General features: G+C 50.4%; 17 protein-coding genes. 16 read left to right on the top strand and 1 reads right to left on the bottom strand.

Going from position 1 to position 20,659, the window contains the following annotated elements; all coding sequences use genetic code 11:
* Positions 1-27: 27 nt before the first annotated feature.
* The 11 genes from atpE (at position 28) to DWX68_RS07495 (ending at position 11,469) form a co-directional block, all read left to right on the top strand.
* Complete coding sequence (gene atpE / locus DWX68_RS07545) at positions 28-252, top strand: ATP synthase F0 subunit C (RefSeq protein ID WP_022359062.1); 225 nt, start codon at positions 28-30, stop codon at positions 250-252.
* A 31-nt stretch (positions 253-283) separates the two neighbouring features.
* The gene (locus DWX68_RS07540) at positions 284-772 is read left to right on the top strand and encodes an ATP synthase F0 subunit B (RefSeq protein ID WP_118628931.1); all 489 of its coding nucleotides are present in this window, start codon (positions 284-286) and stop codon (positions 770-772) included.
* Positions 759-2,831: a F0F1 ATP synthase subunit alpha gene (gene atpA, locus DWX68_RS07535; RefSeq protein ID WP_118628930.1), complete on the top strand. Its 2,073-nt coding sequence runs from the start codon at positions 759-761 to the stop codon at positions 2,829-2,831. The genes DWX68_RS07540 and atpA overlap by 14 nt, the downstream gene beginning before the upstream one ends.
* A 14-nt stretch (positions 2,832-2,845) precedes the next feature.
* Positions 2,846-3,748, top strand: a complete 903-nt coding sequence (atpG, locus tag DWX68_RS07530) for an ATP synthase F1 subunit gamma (protein WP_107000517.1) — start codon at positions 2,846-2,848, stop codon at positions 3,746-3,748.
* 41 nt (positions 3,749-3,789) lie between these two features.
* Entirely contained in the window at positions 3,790-5,190 is a 1,401-nt protein-coding gene (atpD, locus tag DWX68_RS07525) for a F0F1 ATP synthase subunit beta (RefSeq protein ID WP_107000980.1), read from the top strand.
* Positions 5,191-5,196: 6 nt separating this feature from the next.
* On the top strand, positions 5,197-5,610 hold the full coding sequence (gene atpC, locus DWX68_RS07520; protein ID WP_107000516.1) for an ATP synthase F1 subunit epsilon: 414 nt from the start codon (positions 5,197-5,199) through the stop codon (positions 5,608-5,610).
* A gap of 94 nt (positions 5,611-5,704) precedes the next feature.
* Positions 5,705-6,664 carry a LysR family transcriptional regulator gene (locus DWX68_RS07515; protein WP_118468162.1) on the top strand — a complete coding sequence of 320 codons (960 nt, stop codon included), beginning with the start codon at positions 5,705-5,707 and terminating at the stop codon, positions 6,662-6,664.
* Positions 6,665-7,042: 378 nt separating this feature from the next.
* Positions 7,043-8,410, top strand: a complete 1,368-nt coding sequence (locus DWX68_RS07510; RefSeq protein WP_118628929.1) for an MATE family efflux transporter — start codon at positions 7,043-7,045, stop codon at positions 8,408-8,410.
* Between the two features lie 14 nt (positions 8,411-8,424).
* Entirely contained in the window at positions 8,425-9,018 is a 594-nt protein-coding gene (locus DWX68_RS07505; RefSeq protein WP_333549888.1) for a cytidylate kinase-like family protein, read from the top strand.
* Positions 9,019-9,425: 407 nt separating this feature from the next.
* Entirely contained in the window at positions 9,426-10,259 is an 834-nt protein-coding gene (locus DWX68_RS07500) for an RNA methyltransferase (RefSeq protein ID WP_117796179.1), read from the top strand.
* 109 nt (positions 10,260-10,368) lie between these two features.
* Positions 10,369-11,469, top strand: coding sequence for a zinc ribbon domain-containing protein (locus DWX68_RS07495; protein ID WP_117796178.1), 1,101 nt, complete (start codon positions 10,369-10,371; stop codon positions 11,467-11,469).
* Positions 11,470-11,471: 2 nt separating this feature from the next.
* On the opposite strand, the gene DWX68_RS07490 is transcribed toward DWX68_RS07495, so the two are convergent.
* Positions 11,472-12,392, bottom strand: a complete 921-nt coding sequence (locus tag DWX68_RS07490) for a polysaccharide deacetylase family protein (protein WP_243027642.1) — start codon at positions 12,390-12,392, stop codon at positions 11,472-11,474.
* 269 nt (positions 12,393-12,661) lie between these two features.
* Here DWX68_RS07490 and DWX68_RS07485 point away from each other — a divergent pair, with 269 nt between their 5' ends.
* The 5 genes from DWX68_RS07485 (at position 12,662) to DWX68_RS07465 (ending at position 20,616) form a co-directional block, all read left to right on the top strand.
* Entirely contained in the window at positions 12,662-13,948 is a 1,287-nt protein-coding gene (locus DWX68_RS07485; protein ID WP_117796177.1) for an aminotransferase class I/II-fold pyridoxal phosphate-dependent enzyme, read from the top strand.
* 149 nt (positions 13,949-14,097) lie between these two features.
* A complete protein-coding gene (locus DWX68_RS07480) occupies positions 14,098-14,535 on the top strand; it encodes a GtrA family protein (protein WP_117796305.1) in 438 nt (145 codons plus the stop codon).
* A 105-nt stretch (positions 14,536-14,640) separates the two neighbouring features.
* Positions 14,641-17,496, top strand: a complete 2,856-nt coding sequence (locus tag DWX68_RS07475; RefSeq protein WP_118628928.1) for a YfhO family protein — start codon at positions 14,641-14,643, stop codon at positions 17,494-17,496.
* A gap of 32 nt (positions 17,497-17,528) precedes the next feature.
* Positions 17,529-18,053, top strand: a complete 525-nt coding sequence (locus tag DWX68_RS07470) for an adenine phosphoribosyltransferase (protein ID WP_022359322.1) — start codon at positions 17,529-17,531, stop codon at positions 18,051-18,053.
* A 277-nt stretch (positions 18,054-18,330) separates the two neighbouring features.
* Positions 18,331-20,616 carry a bifunctional (p)ppGpp synthetase/guanosine-3',5'-bis(diphosphate) 3'-pyrophosphohydrolase gene (locus DWX68_RS07465; protein ID WP_022359323.1) on the top strand — a complete coding sequence of 762 codons (2,286 nt, stop codon included), beginning with the start codon at positions 18,331-18,333 and terminating at the stop codon, positions 20,614-20,616.
* Positions 20,617-20,659: the final 43 nt, after the last annotated feature.

Genomic DNA, 20,659 nt, shown 5'->3' with positions numbered 1-20,659 from the left:
AGAAAATTACAAAAAGGAGACTTTATTATGGGTACAATCATTGCAATCGGAGCAGGTCTGGCAGTTCTTGCAGGCGCAGGAGCCGGAATTGGTATCGGAATCGCCACATCTAAGGCGACTGAGGCAGTCGCAAGACAGCCGGAGGCAGAGGGAAAAATCACAAAGATTCTATTGTTAGGTGCGGCACTTGCCGAGGCAACTGCTATTTATGGTTTCGTTATTGCCCTTTTGATTATTATTCTTTTAAGCTGATACGATAGAAAACGAAAGGTGGGGCAAGGCTATGTTACGGTTGGACATCAACCTGGTTTTTACGATCATCAACCTTTTAATCTGGTATGCAATTACCCGTATTTTCCTCTTTAAGCCGATCAACAAAGTGATCGATAAACGGAATGCAGCCATTCAGGAAAAGTATGATGAGGCAAAAAAGATGCAGGAAGAAGCGCAGGCGGAGAAAGAGAAATACGCAGCCTGCCAGGATGAAATAGAAGCAGAGAAAAACAAGGTGCTGGATGCGGCGCGTGCGAGTGCACGTGAGGAAGGACGCCAGCTGATTGAAAACGCCCAGAAAGAGGCAGATAAAGTCATCCGTAAGGCGGGCGAGGATGCACGCCGGGAGAAGGACAAGATGCTCGAACAGGCGAAGCATGAAATTTTGTCGCTGGTTCTGGACGCGGCGGCTGGTTCGATGAACAAGAAGTCGGATGACAGCGCTCTTTATGATGAGTTTTTGAAGAAAGCGGGTACGACGGAGAATGAAGAAACTTGATGTCTATTTACAAGAAATAAAGAGGCAGAAGATTTCTGTCGATGATCTGCAGCATGCGGCTGAGATACTGGCTGCGACACCGCAGCTTCCGGCAGAGCTTGAAAATCCGGATTTGACCCGTGAGAAGCGGGAAGATCTGGTTCGTAGCCTGTTTCCGCTGGCAGTCCGGGGAATCATCGAGGTGCTGGCACAGGATCAGACAATGAAAATGATGCCGGATCTGATTAAGGAAGCGGAGACGTTTGAAAAGCCGGATAAATATCTGCGCTGTGTGCTGGAATATGTCAAAGAGCCGGATGAAAAACAGGCAGCCGGAATCCGGAAATTTCTCTCGGAGAAATATCCGGGACGGGAACTCCGGATTGTGAAGGAAGAAAAGCCGGAGCTTGGAAGTGGTTTTATCCTCCGGGTCGGAAGTGAGGAATATGACTGGAGCACGGAGGGAAGAAAACGGGCACTGGCAGATAAATTAAAGAATCTGGTAAAAGAGCCGGATTCGGGTGATTTCCTTACCCAGAAGGGAATCATCGGGATTCTGAAAGGAAATCTGGATGGAATCGACATTTCAGCCCGTGAGATCGGTACGGTCGGCCGGGTGGGCGACGGCATCGCCTATGTGGATGGAATCGACCATGCGATGTACGGTGAGATTGTGGCGTTTGACGGCGATGTGAGAGGCATGGTACAGGATATCCGGTCGAAGGAGATCGGCTGCATCCTCTTTGGACATGCGAACACCATCGGAGAAGGAAGCCGCGCGATGCGGACCGGCAAGATGGCAGGTATACCGGTTGGCGAGGGATTTTTAGGGCGTGTTGTAGATGCGCTGGGCAATCCGATCGACAATAAAGGGGAGATTGAGGCAGCCGGATACCGTCCGGTGGAATCACCGGCGCCGGGTATTATCGAGCGTCAGTCAGTTGATACCCCGATGGAGACCGGTATCCTCTCGATCGATTCGATGTTCCCGATCGGACGCGGACAGCGTGAGCTGATCATTGGTGACCGCCAGACCGGTAAGACCTCGATCGCGGTAGATACGATGCTGAACCAAAAGGGAAAAGACGTGATCTGCATCTATGTGGCGATCGGTCAGAAGGCTTCAACGGTATCGAGACTGGTTCATACACTGGAAAAACACGGGGCGATGGAGTACAGCATCGTGCTGGCAGCGACGGCGAGTGATCCGGCGTCCTTACAGTATATCGCGCCGTATGCAGGAACGGCGCTGGCAGAATATTTCATGCATCAGGGAAAAGATGTTCTGATTGTCTATGACGATTTATCGAAACACGCGGTTGCGTACCGTGCACTGTCTCTTCTGATGGAACGTTCTCCGGGACGTGAGGCATATCCGGGCGATGTATTCTATCTGCATTCCCGTCTGCTGGAGCGCTCGGCGCGGCTTTCGGATGAGCTGGGCGGTGGTTCAATCACAGCGCTGCCGATTGTCGAGACACAGGCGGGCGATGTGTCGGCGTATATCCCGACCAACGTTATTTCCATCACAGATGGACAGATTTTCCTGGAAAGTTCGCTGTTCTTCGAGGGCATGCGCCCGGCGGTCAATGTAGGGCTTTCGGTATCGCGTGTCGGCGGCGCAGCGCAGACCAAGGCGATGAAGAAGGCAGCCGGAAGCGTACGTATCGACCTGGCACAGTACCGCGAGATGGAAGTATTTACACAGTTCAGTTCCGATCTGGATCCGGCAACCAAGGCACAGCTTGCCTACGGCAGCGGTCTGATGGAGCTGTTAAAACAGCCGCTTGAGCATCCGCTCTCGATGGAAGAACAGGTTGTGATTCTGTATGCGGCGACGAGCCATCTGCTGGTAGATATTCCGAAGGAAAAGCTGAAGACATTCCAGGGTGGTCTTTACGAATATATGAGAAGCTCCTACCCGCAGGTGGGAGACGCACTCCGCACGACGAAGACACTCAGCGAGGATATCCAGCGCGAGATTGCGAAGGCGGTGGGCGAGTACAAGGCAAAATTCCTGAAAGCACAGGGAAATGCGCTGGAGGCAGCCACAGCGGATGCAAAACTGGATAAGCAGTAAGGCGGTGATGGAAGATGGCAGGACTCAGAGAGATCCAGAACCGGATCCGGAGTATTCAGGATACGCGCAAGATCACGAACGCGATGTACCTGATATCTTCGACGAAATTAAAGAAAGCCAGAAAAGAACTGGCAGAGACGGAGCCGTATTTCTATGCATTGCAAAATGTCATCCGGCGTATCCAGAGGCATCTGCCGAACATGGAAAGTCCCTATTTTGAAAAAGAAGGGCACCAGTCGAAGAAAACGGGGCTGCTGGTTATTTCCGGCGATAAAGGGCTGGCGGGTGCTTATAACCATAACATCATGAAGATGGCGGATACATTTTTAAAGGATCCTTCCCGCGAGGTACATCTGTTTGTCATCGGTGAGACGGGGCGGCAGTTTTTTGCCTCCCAGCACATCCCGATTGAAGAAAATTTCCAGTATACGGCGCAGGATCCGACATTTAACCGGGCAAGGTGGATTGCAGGAATGCTTCTGGAACGATATTTGTCGGGTGATTTGGATGAGATCCATGTCCTGTATACAAGAATGGAAAATGTGATGCAGAGTGTGGCGAAGGATAAAAGGGTGCTTCCGATTACCAAGCCGGATATGCACGGAATGGCGATTCCGGTCGATGTGCGGCTGGAGGAGTTTTCCCTCCGGCCAACGCCGGAGGAAGCGATGAATGCGATCGTTCCGAACTATGTAGCCGGATTTATCTACGGCGCGCTGGTTGAGTCGTTCTGCAGCGAGCAGAATGCCCGTATGATGGCGATGGATGCGGCGACGGATAATGCGGATGCACTTTTAAAAGATTTGAATACGATGTACAACCGGGCGCGGCAGGCGGCGATCACACAGGAGATCACCGAAGTATGCGGCGGCGCGGCTGCACAGAGACGAGAACGAGAAGAGGAGATGAGAGTGTGATGGGAGAACAGGCGGCAGAGACAAAAAAGACTGAAACCAGCCTGCCGGAAGGCAAGATTGTCCAGGTTTCCGGTCCGGTTGTCGATGTGAAATTTGAGAGCGGTCCCCTTCCGGAGATCCGGGACGCGCTCACAGTAGAAAATCAGGGAAAGACGTGTGTGATGGAAGCTGCCAAGCACATGGGAAATAATATCGTCCGCTGCATCATGCTGTCGGCAAGCGAGGGCTTGAGCCGTGACATGAAGGTAACACCGACGGGAGAAGGCATTTCCGTTCCGGTTGGCGAAAAGACGCTTGGACGTTTGTTTAATGTTTTAGGTGAGACGGTAGATGGAGGAGAAAAGCTGGATGGTGAGGAGCACTGGTGTATTCACCGGGATCCGCCGCCATTTGAGGATCAGAGCCCGGTCGCGGAGATTCTGGAGACGGGCATCAAGGTTATTGATCTTTTGGCGCCGTATTCCAAGGGCGGAAAAGTCGGTCTGTTTGGCGGCGCGGGCGTCGGAAAAACAGTCCTGATTCAGGAGCTGATCCGGAATATTGCGATGGAGCAGGGCGGTTATTCTATCTTTACGGGTGTCGGTGAGCGTTCCCGTGAGGGCAATGACCTCTGGAGTGAGATGAAGGCATCCGGTGTTCTGGAAAAGACAGCGCTCGTGTTTGGACAGATGAACGAGCCGCCGGGAGCTCGTATGAGAGTTGCAGAGACCGGGCTTACGATGGCAGAATATTTCCGTGACAAAATGCACCGGAATGTGTTACTATTTATCGATAATATTTTCCGTTATGTACAGGCAGGTTCGGAGGTTTCAGCGCTGCTTGGGCGTATGCCGTCGGCGGTTGGTTATCAGCCAACGTTAGCGAATGAGATGGGCGAGCTGCAGGAGCGGATTGCCTCGACGAAAGATGGTTCGGTCACTTCAATCCAGGCAGTCTATGTACCGGCGGATGATTTAACCGATCCGGCACCGGCGACTACCTTTACCCATCTGGATGCAACTACGGTTCTTTCCAGAAAGATCGTAGAACAGGGTATCTACCCGGCGGTCGATCCGCTGGAATCCTCGTCCCGTATTCTGGAACCGGATGTGGTCGGCGAAGAACACTATGAGACGGCCAGACGGGTGCAGGAGATTTTACAGAAATACAAGGAATTGCAGGATATTATCGCAATTCTGGGTATGGACGAGTTGTCTGAGGAAGATAAGCTGACCGTCGGCCGCGCAAGAAAGATACAGCGTTTCTTATCCCAGCCGTTCCACGTGGCGGAGAACTTTACTGGTGTACCGGGCAAGTATGTGCCGTTAAAGGATACCGTCAAGGGCTTTAAGGCAATTCTGGATGGTGAGATGGATGCGTACCCGGAGGCAGCATTCTTCAATGTCGGAACGATCGAGGATGTAGTGGCAAAGGCGAAGGCTTTAGAGAAACAGGAGGCGTAGGAACGGATGGCAGATTTTCATGTAAAAATCATATCCAGCAACCGGACATTCTATGAGGGAGTCTGCCACTGTCTGATCCTTCCGGCGGTGGACGGTGAGATGGCTGTCATGGCGCACCATGAGAGCGAGATCGTGGCAGTCAAAGCGGGAGAAATGCGTTTCCAGGTGACAGAGGACGGTCCGTGGGAGGCGGCAGTCGTCGGGCAGGGCTTCTGTGAGATCGCCAACAACCGTGTTATGTTGCTGGCAGATACGATCGAGAAACCGGAGGAGATCGACCGGATCCGGGCGCAGGAGGCATTAGAGCGTGCGAAAGAGCGGCTGCGCCAGAAACAGAGTATTTCCGAGTATTACAGCACCCGCGCGGCGATGGCGAGAGCGCTGGTTCGTCTGAAAGAGACGGAAAAATTTGTGGACTAGGTGCGTTAGAGGCGGATTTGAGTCTGATGTAATTCTGTGGCAGATACGGTTCAGAAAGAAATGACAGAAAATCAGTAAGAATGGAGAACAGGGCATGACATTACTTCAGTTAAAATACGTGGTGGAGGTGGCGGCAGCCGGAACCATCAGCGGGGCGGCAAAAAAACTTTATATTGCACAGCCGAGCCTCACGGCGGCGATCAAGGAACTGGAGCATGAGATTGGATTTTCCCTGTTTACCCGCACGAACAAGGGCGTGGTGATTTCCCCGGACGGGGAAGAATTTCTGGGGTATGCGAGACAGGTGATCGAGCAGGCAAACCTGATCGAGGAGCGCTATTTTGGCGCTGTGCCGCAGAAACGCCAGTTCTGTGTCTCCACCCAGCACTATTCCTTTGCCGTTGAGGCGTTTGTCGATCTGATCCGCGAGTACGGCGGAGAAGAGTACGATTTCCGTATCCGCGAGACGCAGACGTATGAGCTGATTGAGGATGTGGCGAAGCTTAGGAGCGAGGTTGGCGTGCTGTATCTGAACCGTTTTAACGAGACGGTGATCCGCAAGACGCTGCGGGAACACGACCTCAAATTTACGCGGCTTTTTATGGCAAAACCGCATGTATTTATCGGTGCGGCCAATCCGCTTGCAAGCCGCAGTTCCATCACCCTGTCGGATTTGGAACCTTATCCGCGTCTGTCCTATGAGCAGGGCGAGCACAATTCCTTTTATTTCTCCGAGGAGATCCTCAGCACGCTGGACAGCCGCAAGGACATCCTGGTGTCCGACCGCGCGACCCTGTTTAATCTTCTGATTGGGCTGAATGGGTATACGATCTGCAGCGGTGTCATCAATGAGGAACTGAACGGACCGAATATTGTAGCGATTCCACTTGATGTGGACGATTATATGGAGATCGGTTACATTACCCACAATCGCGTGACACCGGGACGGTTTGCGGGACTGTATATTGAGGCGTTGAAGCGGAGAGTGGGAGTGCCGGTTTCCAAAGTGTCTACCCGTGAACCAATAACCAGAATTCCTGTTTCCGACAGGTGATTTTTTGGTTTGACTTTTTTTAAAACAGGAAATATAATAATACCGAAACGAGTGGCAAACGAGCGTAAATCCAGTTTTTGCTGCTCTTTTTTATTATTCCATAAAGAATGTGCCAAGGTGCATTTTTTATTAAATTTCATAAAAATGCCATTAAAAAGTGTGTTGCCTATCAGCGTAAGTCCAGCTTATGAGATAGGTGCACACTTTTTTATGTAATAGGAAATTCCTTGGAATTCCCTATTACACAAAAAAGGCACTAACGTGCCAATGATGCGCACTCGCGCGAAGCAGAAACATGTCGCAAGCGACCGCGCGAGACGCCCGGATGTGCCAAGGCACATTCTTTTTTATGCGGAAAAAAGGAGGATTTAGTTTAAAATGGCAGAAAGCAACAAGATGAAGGATATGCCGGTAAATCAGCTCATGATCCAGATGGGCATACCGATGATTTTATCGATGGCATTGCAGGCAGTCTACAATATCGTGGACAGCGCCTTTGTGGGAAATATGAGGGTAGGAAGCGAAGCCGCCCTGAATGCGCTGACACTGGTGTTCCCGATCCAGATGCTGATGGTGGCAGTGGGAATTGGAACCGGCGTGGGAACGAATGCGCTTCTTGCGAGGATGCTGGGACAGGGAAATAATAAAAAAGCTGCAAAGGCAGCCGGAAACAGCCTGTTTCTGGGTGTGATTATTTATGCGGTATGTCTGTTATTCGGACTCTTTGGAGTAAACGCATATATCGCGTCGCAGACGGTCGATCCGGAGGTTATTTCGATGGGAACGGAGTACCTTCGGATCTGCTGCGTGATTTCGTTTGGAATCGTATTTTTCTCTTTGTTTGAAAAATTATTGCAGGCAACAGGGCGTTCGTTTTATTCGACCATCGGTCAGGTTTTGGGAGCAGTGGTAAATATCATTCTGGACCCGATTATGATCTATGGAATTGGACCTGTCCCGGAGATGGGAGTTGCGGGCGCTGCCTATGCAACGGTGATCGGGCAGGTCATATCGGCGGTTTTATTATTTGTTTTTCATATGAAGTTAAACAAAGAGTTTGAGCATGATTTCACATATATGAAGCCGGATGTCGGAATTATAAGGGAAATCTACGCGATCGGACTTCCTGCGATCATCGCGCAGGCGCTCATGTCTATTATGGTGTATGTGATGAACCTGATTTTGAAATTCAATCCTTCCGCCCAGACGGCGTATGGACTCTTCTACAAAGTACAGCAGTTTGTATTGTTCCTTGCGTTTGGTCTGCGCGACGCCATCACACCGATCATCGCGTTTGCATACGGAATGCATAGCAGAAGGCGGATTCTGGATGGAATTAAATATGGTCTGTTCTATACGGTTGTTCTGATGATTGTGGGCATGGCAATCACAGAGGTTTTCCCAGGGATGTTTGCCGGGTTATTTAATGCCGGATCGTCCAGAGAATACTTTATCGGGGCAATGAGAATCATTTCCATCAGCTTTATTTTTGCCGGAATCAATGTGGCATATCAGGGTATTTATCAGGCGCTCAACAGTGGCATCCAGTCGCTGGTGATTTCACTGCTCAGACAGTTTGTGATTATTCTGCCGTTGGCAGGCATCTTTTCAATCTTTGTGAGAAACGGTCAGGCAGGTGTTTCGCTTATCTGGTGGGCGTTTCCGATCACAGAGCTCGCCGCCTGCCTGGTGGGATATGGATTTTTGAAGAAAATCAGAACGAATAAAGTGGAACATTTGGAGTAAGGAGAGAGGATAGGATGATGGGAAAAAGAATTATTACGGTCAGCCGGGAGTTTGGAAGCGGCGGACGTTTTATCGGTATGGAAGTGGCGCAGAAACTGGGTGTGAAATACTACGATAAGGAGATGATCGGACAGATTGCGGAGCAGTCCGGATTTTCACCGAAGTATATCCAGGAGAATGCGGAATTGTCACCCAAGAAGGGGTTATTTGCCTATGCGTTTTCAGGGCGCGACCAGATGGGACGATCCGTCGAAGACATGATCTATGAAGCGCAGAGAAAGATCATTTTGGATATTGCGGAAAGAGAAGAGTGTGTGATAATAGGTAGAAATGCGGACTTTATCCTGAAAGATCGGGATGACGTTCTGAACGTATTTATACACGGAAATATACCGGAGAAGGTAAAGCGGATCTGCGGCTTATACAATGTTACGGAACAGGAAGCGATCAAAATGACAGAAGACATTGATAAGCGCCGTATGAGCAATTATCGCTTTTACACGGATCAGAAGTGGGGGATGGCAAGTAATTATACACTGTCGCTGAACAGTTCAGTGCTGGGGTATGAGATGTGTGAGAGGATTATTATGGAGTGTGCGGGGCGCTAGGATAGGGCTGACAATAGTCTTTTGTTCTTATAAGTAACAGAAAAACCAGAACTGTGTAGCTGATTTAGTCGACAGTTCTGTTTTTTTGTTTTGGAAGTCCCACATAGATGTGTCAGAACCCATTTTTTATTTCTGAACTTTGTGTGAAATCTTTGCCCAGATGATTGACATAAAGCGGGGGTTCAGCGTTATGATAGGCGGTATGGAAAACAGGGATGAAAAAGTCAAATCTTTTGCCGAAGATAGATTTGTATGGAAATAGGAACGGAATCGGAAAGAGGATGATAGAATGCGGCAGAATAGAGGAATGATTTCATGTCAGCGTCCATAATCAGCACTTCCTTTTTGTAAGAAATGTGGTATACTCGATAGAACATGAAAACCATATTAAAAAGGTGAAAAGCAGAATGAATCATATTTCAATTACAACCCTGGAAGCGCCGGAGCTGGATATCTACGCCCGGCTGAGCGAGGGGCAGTTATTTCATTATAATGAACCAAAGGAAGGTCTTTTCATTGCGGAAAGCCCGAAGGTCATCGGGCGGGCGCTCGACGCGGGATATGAGCCGGTTTCTTTTCTGATGGAAGAACGCCATATTGAGACAGAAGGGCGAGAGATTCTGGAACGCCCGGTGTGTGCGGGAGTGCCTGTGTTTACGGCACCATTTGATGTGCTGACGCGCCTGACCGGCTTTAAACTGACGCGCGGGATGCTGTGTGCGGTGAAACGGAAGAAAATGCCGGGGATCGAGGAAATCTGTGCAGGTGCCAGACAGATCGCGATTCTTGAGAATGTAGAAAATCCTACGAATGTGGGGGCGATTTTCCGGTCAGCGGCGGCGCTCTTTATGGATGCGGTGCTTCTGACACCGGGATGCAGTGACCCGCTGTACCGCCGCGCAAGCCGTGTCAGTATGGGAACAGTGTTTCAGGTGCCGTGGACGTACATTCCGAAGGGCGACTGGGCGGAGAACAGTATGGAAACGCTTAAGAAGCTGGGATTTCGCACGGCGGCGATGGCGCTCAGTGACCGTTCCGTGAGTATCGCGGATCCGGCGCTTTCGCAGGAACAAAAATTAGCAATCATTCTCGGAACCGAGGGTGACGGGTTGGCGGCATCGACGATCGCGGCGTGCGATTACACCGTGAAAATCCCGATGTCACACGGCGTGGATTCGCTCAACGTGGCAGCAGCGAGTGCAGTGGCGTTCTGGCAGCTGGGCATGGGAAACAGGAAATAAAGTTCTGGCTGTGTAAAAAAAAATGTACATTGTTTAACATGCGTTTCAAATGCCAGAAATGAGTGCGGAAATGGATGGAAAGAATCGTTTGGAGGAAGGAGAAAATAGAATGAAGTGTCCAAAATGCGGACAGGAGGCAGTTGGAAATTTTTGCAGTAACTGCGGAACTCCGCTTGTAAATGATACAGTACGCCGAGAACAGGAAACGGTGGGAAGAAAGCCGGAAAATAGCTATGACGACGGTGATTCAGAACAGCGGAATCCAGCTCGGATGGAATCGGATGAGAAAAAGGCGGAATCCGGCTCTGGATCGAAACGAAACAGTCAGGAAAAGCGGAGCAGCCAGAGTCAGGACGCACAGAAGCGTGAGGAAGAGCGCCGCGACAATGAACGCTGCCAATCCCAGGCACAGGAGGATGCCCGCCGCGACCGTGAAGCGGCATCGCGCAGACGACAGGGCGCGAGACGTTCTTCTTCCAGCGCGAAAGAGGATAAGCGGGATGCAAAACAGCAGAAGCAGATGGAAAAACGCCTTCATGCTCTGGAGTCGGAGCGGGAGCGCTCAGAGCGTCAGAAAAATCGGATGGAGCGCAGCCACCAGCGGGAACTGGAACGCCAGTCCCGGGAGGCAGAGCGCACCAGACGGGCGGCGGAGCGCAGTGAGGCGCATACGCAGAGTGACTCAAATGACGGTCCGTCCGTGCTGGATGTGACGGCAGCCGGAGTAACCGGCGTGGTTGTGCTGATGGCGCGTGTGATGCAGGCAGCCAGTTTTCTTCTGATGGCGGGAATCACCTGGGCGAATGCGAAGGCATTTCGGTATGGCGGCGACGATCTGGGCTATATCGGAACTATGATTACCGAGGAAAATTATGGTCTGGGGCTGTATGTAGGGATTGGCGTATTTCTGGTATTGATGGGCGCGATCTGGTGCCTGTGGATTCTGTCAGGCAAGCACGCGGGTGGTAAAGTACGGCTGCAAAAATACGATACGGGGCGCGGATTTATCCCGTTTATAATCATCCTTGTTCTGGTATTAGTAGCCGGTCCGGCAGCGTACCTGATGCCGAAGAATGCGGGCAGCTTACAGCCGATTGTAGACGGCGGCTATGCGGCACTGGAGGCGATCAATGCGAACCACGGATTTCTGCTGTTCTGCAGCATCGGAGGCGCGATCCTTTCGTTTATCCGGAAAATGCTGCTGGTATAATTTTATAATTCATCTAATCGCCCGAACTGATACCCCATTTCCTCCCATTTTGCCAGAAGTTCATCGAGAATCTGAGCGTTGGTCTGCGAAGTGCTGTGCAGAAGGACGATCGCGCCGGGGTGGATGCGCGTCAGAAGCTTGGAAAATGCTTCTTCTTTGGATGGCTGCTGATCCTGCATCCAGTCCACATAGGCGAGACTCCAGAAAAAGGTCTTGTAGCCGAGCTCCTTTGCCATCTGCAGGTTCGATTCACTGTATTTGCCCTGCGGCGGACGGTAATATTTTTTCATTGTCTGCCCGGTGACGGACTGGTAGAGTGTTTCCAGGGCAGTCAGCTCCTTTTCAAATGCTGCTTTGTCGGAAATGCGGGACATATCGGGATGGTGATACGTGTGGTTGGCGACGGTGTGACCCTCTGCGATCATCTGTTTTACCAGTTCAGGACTGGTTTCGAGATAGTTGCCGACGACGAAAAAGGTTGCCGGGACATGGTGTTTTTTCAGTGCTTCCAGAATGGCAGGTGTGCAGCCGTTTTCATATCCGGCGTCGAAGGTCAGATAGATGACGGGCTTGGAGGTATCGCCTACATAGAAAGCGTCAAAGTTTTTTAAAGTGTCGGCGGAGGCATTGCCGACCGGTGTCTGCCCTGGACTGGGAAATCCAAGTCCCCAGTTTCCATCTGCGGAAACCGGAATCGAATCGGAATCAAAGGCAGGCGGGAGCGAGCCACAGGCGATAACAGGCGCTGAAACCGTGTGCCCGGATGGACGGCGCAGGAAATGTGCGGCAGTCTGCCCGGCGAAGAAAGAGATGGCAAACAGGGCGGGAACCAGCAGCGGGGAAATGATGTGCCGGAAACGTGATGGAACAGAATGCATGGGAAAATGAATGAACATGATGTGACCTGAAAGATATATTTTCATTAGTATATGAAAGAAGGGGGAACATCATGTTTTTATTATAATTTGCTGTCCGTGAAATGCACCGAATCGGAAAAACCAAGCGGTACCATATAACAAATTTTATGTGCTGACATAACAAATTAATGCTTGTCATGCCCTTTGTACCTATGTTATTATTATAACGATGCTTAGATGAGATGATCCGAACCCTTGAACAAGGGGAGCTGGATGAAAAGCAGACCATGAAATTATGATGAAATAAATAAGAGAAACAAGGAGGATGTTGAAGGATGAAGCCTTATAGCGAGATGACGAAAGAAGAACTTCTGGAGCTTAAGCGTGATCTGAGCGATCAGTACCGGGAGTTTCAGGGCAAGAATCTGACGCTGGATATGTCACGCGGTAAGCCAAGTGCAGAGCAGCTTGATTTATCGATGGGAATGATGGACGTACTGAGCAGCGACAGTGATCTGACCTGCGAAGATGGGACAGACTGCCGCAATTACGGCGGTCTGGACGGTATCAGCGAGGCGAAGGAGCTGTTAGCGGATATGATCGAGGTTCCGGCTGACAATATCATTATCTATGGAAACTCCAGCCTGAACGTAATGTACGACACCATCTCCCGTTCTGTGACTCATGGCGTTATGGGAAATACCCCGTGGTGCAAGCTTGACAAGGTTAAATTCCTGTGTCCGGTACCGGGATATGACAGACATTTCTCCATTACTGAATATTTTGGCATCGAGATGATCAACATTCCGATGACCGCAGATGGTCCGGATATGGATCTGGTAGAGCAGTATGTGACAACCGACCCGACCGTAAAGGGAATCTGGTGCGTTCCGAAGTACTCTAACCCGACCGGCAATTCCTACTCCGATCAGACGGTACGCCGTCTGGCACGCATGCATCCGGCTGCTCCGGATTTCCGTATCTACTGGGACAATGCATACGGTATCCATCATTTATATGACGATGAGCAGGATCATGTGCTGGAGATTCTGGCAGAATGTAAGAAAGCCGGTAACCCGGATATGGTTTACAAATTCTCTTCAACTTCCAAGATTACCTTCCCGGGTTCTGGTATTGCGGCAATCGCAACTTCCCACAACAACCTGGACGATATCAAGAAGCAGTTAAAGATCCAGACTATCGGTCATGATAAGGTGAATCAGCTCCGCCACGTGCGTTTCTTCAAGGATATCCACGGCATGGTAGAGCACATGAGAAAGCACGCCAACATCCTGCGTCCGAAATTCGAGGCTGTTGAGAACATTCTCGACCGCGAGTTAGGCGGACTGGAGATTGGTACCTGGACAAAACCGCACGGCGGCTACTTCATTTCCTTTGATTCCCTGAACGGCTGTGCGAAGGAGATCGTTGCGAAGTGCAAGAAAGCAGGCGTTGTTATGACCGGAGCCGGTGCAACTTATCCATATGGCAAGGATCCGGAAGACCGCAACATCCGTATTGCTCCGTCCTATCCGCCGCTGCAGGATCTGATCATTGCAACTGAGCTCTTCACTCTCTGCGTGAAGCTGGTCAGCGTAAACAAGCTGTTAGAGGAAATGTAATAGCAGGAGTAACTGTAAATGCAGAAGACAGTTACGTTTCAATCATAAAACTGCCGGATCAGAGTCCGGTGTGTTACAGAAAGTACAGGAATTGTATGGGGATGTCGAAGGACCGCTGCCCATACAATTCTTTTTTCGGAGAAAAAGTGATGATAAAGGAAAAATTATCCCTGCTCTGGGGAAAGTTTGTAAACAGGGAGACGATATCGTATCTGATATTTGGTGTCCTGACGACGCTGGTGGACTGGATTTCCTATGCGGTTTTCCGCCACAACGGTATGAACTACCGTATGGCGACGATCTGCTGTCAGGCGGCGGCGATCCTGTTTGCATATGTGACAAACAAGATCTGGGTATTTCGAAGCTACAATTTCCGCCCTGTATATCTTCTTAAGGAAATGGCTTCGTTTTTCTCCTGCCGTATTCTCACATCGGTGTTCACGTATGTGGCGATGATCGTGATGGTAGACGGCATGGGAATCAAACAGGATATGATCTGTAAGATTGTGGTATCAGCGATCTCGCTGGTGCTGAATTATATTTGCAGTAAATTATTTATTTTCAAAAAGAAAGAATCCTCGAAATAGGGCTGTGTGGGGAAATGACAGCGGAAATGGATGCTGAAGACAGACCGGAAAAGCCGGAAAGAGTAGAGAAAACGCCGCCTGAACAGGATTCTGGATGGAGGGAAGATGGAGCAAAGAGAACGAGACGAAAGTTCCAGTAAACTGGAAGAAGCACTCAGGGAGCTTACGGGAGCGGAAACAACGGGGAAAATAGAGGAGTATGAGAACGAGCGGGAAGGTGCGGACGTGGATTCGGAGACCGCCTGTACAGATATGAGACGCGCTGAACGAATGCCGGCCTGGAGACAGGAAGAAGATGCCAGAAAATCTAAACTTTCAGAGTCCAGAGCAGATGTCGTTAATGAGTTGAATGATGATGACTGGGAGCAGGAAGAATTAGATGAATTAGATGAGTGGGATGAACCAGCGAAATCACCCCGCGGAATGGGCCGCCTGGCTGCGGTTTTCCGTCCGTCGGATGATCTCCTGGCGGCATTTTTCCTGCCGGTGGTGATTTTGATCCTGATTTTTGCATACCGCGGTATTTTCCCCTTTGGGCAGGAAAGCTTCCTGCGGACGGATATGTACCACCAGTATGCGCCGTTTTTCTCGGAATTCCGGCATAAGCTTTTAAGTGGCGAGAGCCTGCTTTACAGCTGGGATGTCGGCATGGGCGTAAACTTTGCCGCGCTCTATGCGTACTATCTGGCGAGCCCGTTTAACTGGCTGCTGCTGTTATGCCCGTCGTCCCTGATTATCGAATTTATGACCTACATGATCGTGTTCAAGAGCGGTCTGGCGGGGCTTTCGATGGCGTGGTATCTGAAAAAGCACACAGGTTCACAGAAGTTTGGAGCGTGCTATTTCGGCGTATTCTATGCGCTGTCCGGCTATATGGCGGCGTATAGCTGGAATATCATGTGGCTGGACTGCATCGTGCTGCTGCCGCTGATCCTGCACGGCCTGGAGCGGCTGGTGCGCGAAAAAAAAGGGCTTTTTTACTGCCTGATGCTGGGACTTTCAATCCTGTCCAACTACTATATATCAATTATGATATGCCTCTTCATGGTAATTTACTATGTGGCGCTCCTGTTTCTGGAAAAACGGCCGGGATGGAAAGATTGTCTGCACAGCTTTTTCCTGTTTGGTGTGTATTCGCTTCTGGCGGGTGCGCTGGCGGCTGCGGTGCTTCTTCCGGAGATTGCGGCGCTGCAGAGTACGGCGTCTGGCGATTTTAATTTTCCGACCACGCTGGAAATCTACTTCCCGATCTTTGACATGATCGCGCGGCACATCGGAAATGTACAGGTGGAGACGGGACTCGACCATTGGCCGAACCTTTACTGCGGCGTGGCAGTCTACATTTTCATGGGGCTGTATTTTCTGAACCGCCGGATTGCGATCCGGGAAAAGGTTGTGTACGGTGTGCTGTTGCTCTTTTTCTATGCCAGCTTTTCGTTCAATGTGCTGAATTTTATCTGGCATGGCTTCCATTACCCGAACAGCCTGCCGTGCCGCCAGTCGTTTATCTATATCGCGCTGGTGCTGACGATGTGTTTCCGGGCGTATCTATATCTGGATGAAATATCCAAACGGCAGTTTGCCGGGGTGACATCCGCCGCGATTGGCTACGTGATTCTGGCAGAAAAGCTGGTGACGGACGATGCGTTTGAGCCAGTTGTCTGGTATGTGGCAGTGGTGCTTCTGCTGCTGTATCTGGGCGTCTTTTATTTCTATCAAAATAAAGAACATTTCGCGTTCACGGCGGCGCTTCTGGCGATGGCGCTGGTAAGTGTGGAGGCGCTTGCCAATATGGCGGCAACGAGTATTCCGACGACGAGCCGGACTGATTATGTGGCAGACAATCAGGATGTTGCAGCGGTGACAGAGCCGCTCAAAAAGACGGAATTTTACCGGATTGATAAAACGAATGCGCGCACGAAAAATGATGGCGCGTGGATGCATTTTCCATCCGTATCTCTGTTTTCATCGGTGGCAAATGCCGGGGTGACGGATTTCTTCAAACAGATGGGCTGCGAAGGTTCGACGAACGCATACAGCATTGTGGGAAGTACGCCGCTGGTGGATTCGTTATTTTCAATCAAATATGCACTCTATGGGGGCAAGCAGGACAATCCGCGCCTGTCGCTCTATGCATTTTCAGGTGACACGTACCTCTATGAGAATCCGTGGACGCTGCCGCTCGGCTTTATCCTGCCGGACATAGTGGAAACGGGCTGGAAACGCGATCTTTCTTCGCCGGCGGATGTCCAGAATGATTTATCGGATGTGCTGGGCGTGCCGGAGTGCCTGATTTTCACGGACGGGGAGGAGCAGGGGAATCGTTTTTCCTTTACAGCACCGGAAGATGGGGAGTATTATATAAGTGTCGCAAACCGTCAGATTGATTCGGTTAAACTGGATGTCGGCGGGGAGAGCCGCAGCATTGATACGTTGAAACGCGGGTATCTGGTGGAAACCGGATATGTGAAGGCAGGCACATTGATTCTGCTGGAGAGCAATGACAGTGCCGGAAGCATGGACGCGAGCGCGTACCGCTTTGACGAAGCCGGGCTGCGTGCGCTCTATGAGCGCCTCAACCAGCATCCATTTGAACTGGAAACATTGGGCGAGGAGGCGATGAAGGGCACGATCGACGCGGGCGAGGGCGGAACGCTGTTCCTCACGATCCCGTATGACGAGGGCTGGACGGTCACGGTGGATGGAAAAGAAGCTATCACGCGTCCGGTCTGGAAGGCATTTACCGGCGTGGAACTGACGGCGGGAACCCATACGGTGGAACTCAGGTATTATCCGCAGGGACTGCATGAGGGACTGCTGATCAGCGGAGGTGCGCTGTTTGTGTTGGCGGTGATTGTGGCTTCTATGTATATAAGGAAGAAGAAGCAGGGGAAAACTTCTGCAAAAATGAGAAGAACGGTGGAAAAAGAGCCGGATGGCGATTTAAAACTGAGAAATTGAGATACAAAATTTATAGAAAAGAGGTTAAAATCATGAAAAAGCTGGAAGAATATGTAAGAAGCATTCCGGACTTTCCGGAGCCGGGTATCATTTTCCGCGATATTACTACGATTTTACAGGATGCAGACGGACTGCAGCTTGCGATCGACGGAATCCAGAAATCCTTAGAGGGCGTGGATTATGATATCGTGGTTGGTCCGGAGTCCCGCGGGTTTATTTTCGGCGTGCCGGTTGCATATGCGATGCACAAGGGATTCGTGCCGATCCGCAAGAAAGGCAAACTGCCGTGCAAGACGGTATCTGTAAGCTACGATCTGGAGTATGGCAGCGCGGTTCTGGAGATGCATGAGGATGCCATTAAACCGGGACAGAAGGTAGTTATCGTTGACGACCTGATCGCAACCGGCGGAACGACCGAGGCGATTGTCAAGCTCATCGAGAAGATGGGCGGCGAGGTTGTAAAAATCTGCTGCGTGATGGAGCTGGCCGGCTTAAAGGGACGCGAAAAACTGAACGGATATGCGGTGGATGCCCTAATTACCTATGAGGGGAAATAGGTAACGGTTCACGGGCAGGCACTTTTGAAACCGAAAGTGCCGTAAGAAAACGTGGCGACAGCAGGAATTTGCCGTATTTAAATGCGAAGCCACGGCAAATTCCGTTACTGGGCACGTATGCGTGAATAGTAACAAAATAGTTTGCCGTTGCATTTTTTGTCAAATATTCGTATAATAGGGGTATTCTATATAATATTTTATTTCATTTGCGTGAACCGCTTTCCGGATTCCGAACGGCAGGCGTTTCAGTTATCTACGGAAGGGTCAGGAGGCATATATGGGAAATTTGGATAAAATAAAAAAGCTGGATCAGGAAATTGAAGCGCCGGCGGATTTTACGAGTCCGGAGGTACTGTATAATGAGTTGATTGCCGCCATTCGCAAGTACCATCCGTCGGATGACATCAGCATGATTGAGAAAGCGTACCAGATCGCGTATGACGCACACAAGGACCAGAGGCGTAAATCAGGTGAACCGTATATCATCCATCCGCTCTGTGTGGCGATCATTCTGGCGGATCTGGAGCTGGATAAAGAGACTCTGGTGGCAGGTATCCTGCACGATGTCGTGGAAGATACGGTCATGACAGAGGAGGAGATCACGGCGATCTTTGGCGAGGAGGTAGCACTTTTAGTAGACGGCGTTACCAAGCTGACCCAGATTTCGTGGACGATCGATAAAGTAGAGATTCAGGCGGAAAACCTGCGTAAGATGTTCTTAGCGATGGCGAAGGACATCCGGGTTATCCTGATTAAGCTGGCAGACCGTCTGCACAATATGCGGACGCTTCAATATATGAAGCCGGAAAAACAGAAAGAAAAGGCGCGTGAAACGATGGATATCTACGCGCCTATTGCTGATCGTCTCGGTATTTCCAAGATCAAGACCGAGCTGGATGATTTGTCTCTCAAATATCTCCAGCCGGAGGTTTACAAAGAATTGTCCGAAAAACTGGCGCTCCGTAAGGACACCAGGGAGGCGTTTATCCATAAGATTATGGATGAAGTCAAGAAACATATGGACGATGCGGGCATCGAAGCCAAGGTAGACGGCCGTGTGAAACATTTCTTCAGCATCTATAAAAAGATGGTAAACCAGGACAAGACGCTGGATCAGATCTATGATATTTTTGCGGTCCGGATTATCGTGGAGAGCGTGAAAGACTGTTATGCGGCGCTCGGTGTCATCCATGAGATGTACAAACCGATTCCGGGACGTTTTAAAGATTATATTGCCATGCCGAAACCGAATATGTACCAGTCGCTGCATACGACTCTGATTGGCAGCAGTGGACAGCCGTTTGAGATTCAGATCCGCACCTATGAGATGCACCGTACCGCTGAGTATGGTATCGCGGCACACTGGAAATATAAGGAGAGCGGCAGCAGCAAGGCGGCGATCGACAGCGCCGAGGCAAAGCTTTCCTGGCTGCGTGAGATCCTGGAATGGCAGCGGGATATGTCCGATAATAAAGAGTTCTTAAGTCTCTTAAAGAGTGATCTGGACCTCTTTACGGATGATGTATACTGCTTTACCCCGACGGGTGATGTCAAGAACCTGCCGAGCGGTTCCACCCCGATCGATTTTGCGTATTCGATCCACAGTGCGGTCGGCAACAAGATGGTTGGTGCCCGTGTCAACGGAAAACTGGTCAACATCGATTATGTCATTAAAAATGGTGACCGTGTCGAGATTATTACCTCCCAGAATTCCAAGGGACCGAGCCGCGACTGGCTGAAACTGGTTAAGAGTACACAGGCGAAGAATAAGATCAACCAGTGGTTCAAGAGCGAGCTGAAAGAGGACAATATCCTGCGCGGCCGTGCGCTTCTGGATAAATATTGTAAGGCGAAGGACATCAATTATTCAGAGTTAAATAAACCGGAATATATGGAAAAGGTCATGAAGCGCTATGCGTACCGTGACTGGGATTCCGTTCTGGCATCGATCGGACATGGCGCCCTCAAAGAGGGACAGGTCATCAACAAGATGCTGGATGAGCGCAACAAGAAGTTAAAGAAGGAAGTAACCGACACGACGATCCTCGATAACATGGCGTCGGATGGAAACAAGGTTCCGGTGATCGCAGCCGGGAAGTCGAAGAGTGGTATCGTTGTCAAGGGAATCCACGATCTGGCGGTTCGTTTTTCGAAGTGCTGCAGCCCGGTTCCGGGCGATGAGATCGTCGGATTTGTCACAAGGGGACGCGGTATCTCGATCCACCGGACGGACTGCATCAATGTGATGAATCTGCCGCAGGAAGAGCGTGAGCGCCTGATTGAAGCCGAGTGGCAACAGCCGGAAGCACAGACGGGCACGGAAAAATACTCCACCGAAATCAAGATCTATGCGAACAACCGCATCGGCATGTTTGTGGATATTTCCAAGGTATTTACTGAGCGCCAGATCGACATTACCTCGATGAATGTGCGGACGAGCAAGCAGGGCAAGGCGACGATCGTCATGACGTTCGATATTCACGGAATTGAGGAATTAAATAAATTATCTGATAAACTCAGACAGATTGAAGGAGTGTTAGATATAGAGAGAACTGCCGGATAAGCGGTTCTCTCTATATTTCACAGGTACTTACACCCTGTGAAAG

Source organism: Clostridium sp. AF20-7, from assembly GCF_003479275.1.
GTDB classification, from domain to species: domain Bacteria; phylum Bacillota; class Clostridia; order Lachnospirales; family Lachnospiraceae; genus Otoolea; species Otoolea fessa.
The sequence above is the reverse complement of the archived record's forward strand: the minus strand, read 5'-3'. Positions and strand labels throughout refer to the sequence as shown.

Bases quoted from the DNA above. Each gene is read 5' to 3' on its own strand.
- DWX68_RS07510 (WP_118628929.1), top strand. From the start codon at position 7,043: ATGGCAGAAAGCAACAAGATGAAGGATATGCCGGTAAATCAGCTCATG.
- atpA (WP_118628930.1), top strand. From the start codon at position 759: ATGAAGAAACTTGATGTCTATTTACAAGAAATAAAGAGGCAGAAGATT.
- DWX68_RS07485 (WP_117796177.1), top strand. From the start codon at position 12,662: ATGAAGCCTTATAGCGAGATGACGAAAGAAGAACTTCTGGAGCTTAAG.
- DWX68_RS07495 (WP_117796178.1), top strand. From the start codon at position 10,369: ATGAAGTGTCCAAAATGCGGACAGGAGGCAGTTGGAAATTTTTGCAGT.
- DWX68_RS07515 (WP_118468162.1), top strand. From the start codon at position 5,705: ATGACATTACTTCAGTTAAAATACGTGGTGGAGGTGGCGGCAGCCGGA.
- atpG (WP_107000517.1), top strand. From the start codon at position 2,846: ATGGCAGGACTCAGAGAGATCCAGAACCGGATCCGGAGTATTCAGGAT.
- atpC (WP_107000516.1), top strand. From the start codon at position 5,197: ATGGCAGATTTTCATGTAAAAATCATATCCAGCAACCGGACATTCTAT.
- DWX68_RS07490 (WP_243027642.1), bottom strand. From the start codon at position 12,392: ATGAAAATATATCTTTCAGGTCACATCATGTTCATTCATTTTCCCATG.
- DWX68_RS07540 (WP_118628931.1), top strand. From the start codon at position 284: ATGTTACGGTTGGACATCAACCTGGTTTTTACGATCATCAACCTTTTA.
- DWX68_RS07480 (WP_117796305.1), top strand. From the start codon at position 14,098: ATGATAAAGGAAAAATTATCCCTGCTCTGGGGAAAGTTTGTAAACAGG.
- DWX68_RS07500 (WP_117796179.1), top strand. From the start codon at position 9,426: ATGAATCATATTTCAATTACAACCCTGGAAGCGCCGGAGCTGGATATC.
- DWX68_RS07505 (WP_333549888.1), top strand. From the start codon at position 8,425: ATGATGGGAAAAAGAATTATTACGGTCAGCCGGGAGTTTGGAAGCGGC.
- atpE (WP_022359062.1), top strand. From the start codon at position 28: ATGGGTACAATCATTGCAATCGGAGCAGGTCTGGCAGTTCTTGCAGGC.
- DWX68_RS07470 (WP_022359322.1), top strand. From the start codon at position 17,529: ATGAAAAAGCTGGAAGAATATGTAAGAAGCATTCCGGACTTTCCGGAG.
- DWX68_RS07465 (WP_022359323.1), top strand. From the start codon at position 18,331: ATGGGAAATTTGGATAAAATAAAAAAGCTGGATCAGGAAATTGAAGCG.
- DWX68_RS07475 (WP_118628928.1), top strand. From the start codon at position 14,641: ATGGAGCAAAGAGAACGAGACGAAAGTTCCAGTAAACTGGAAGAAGCA.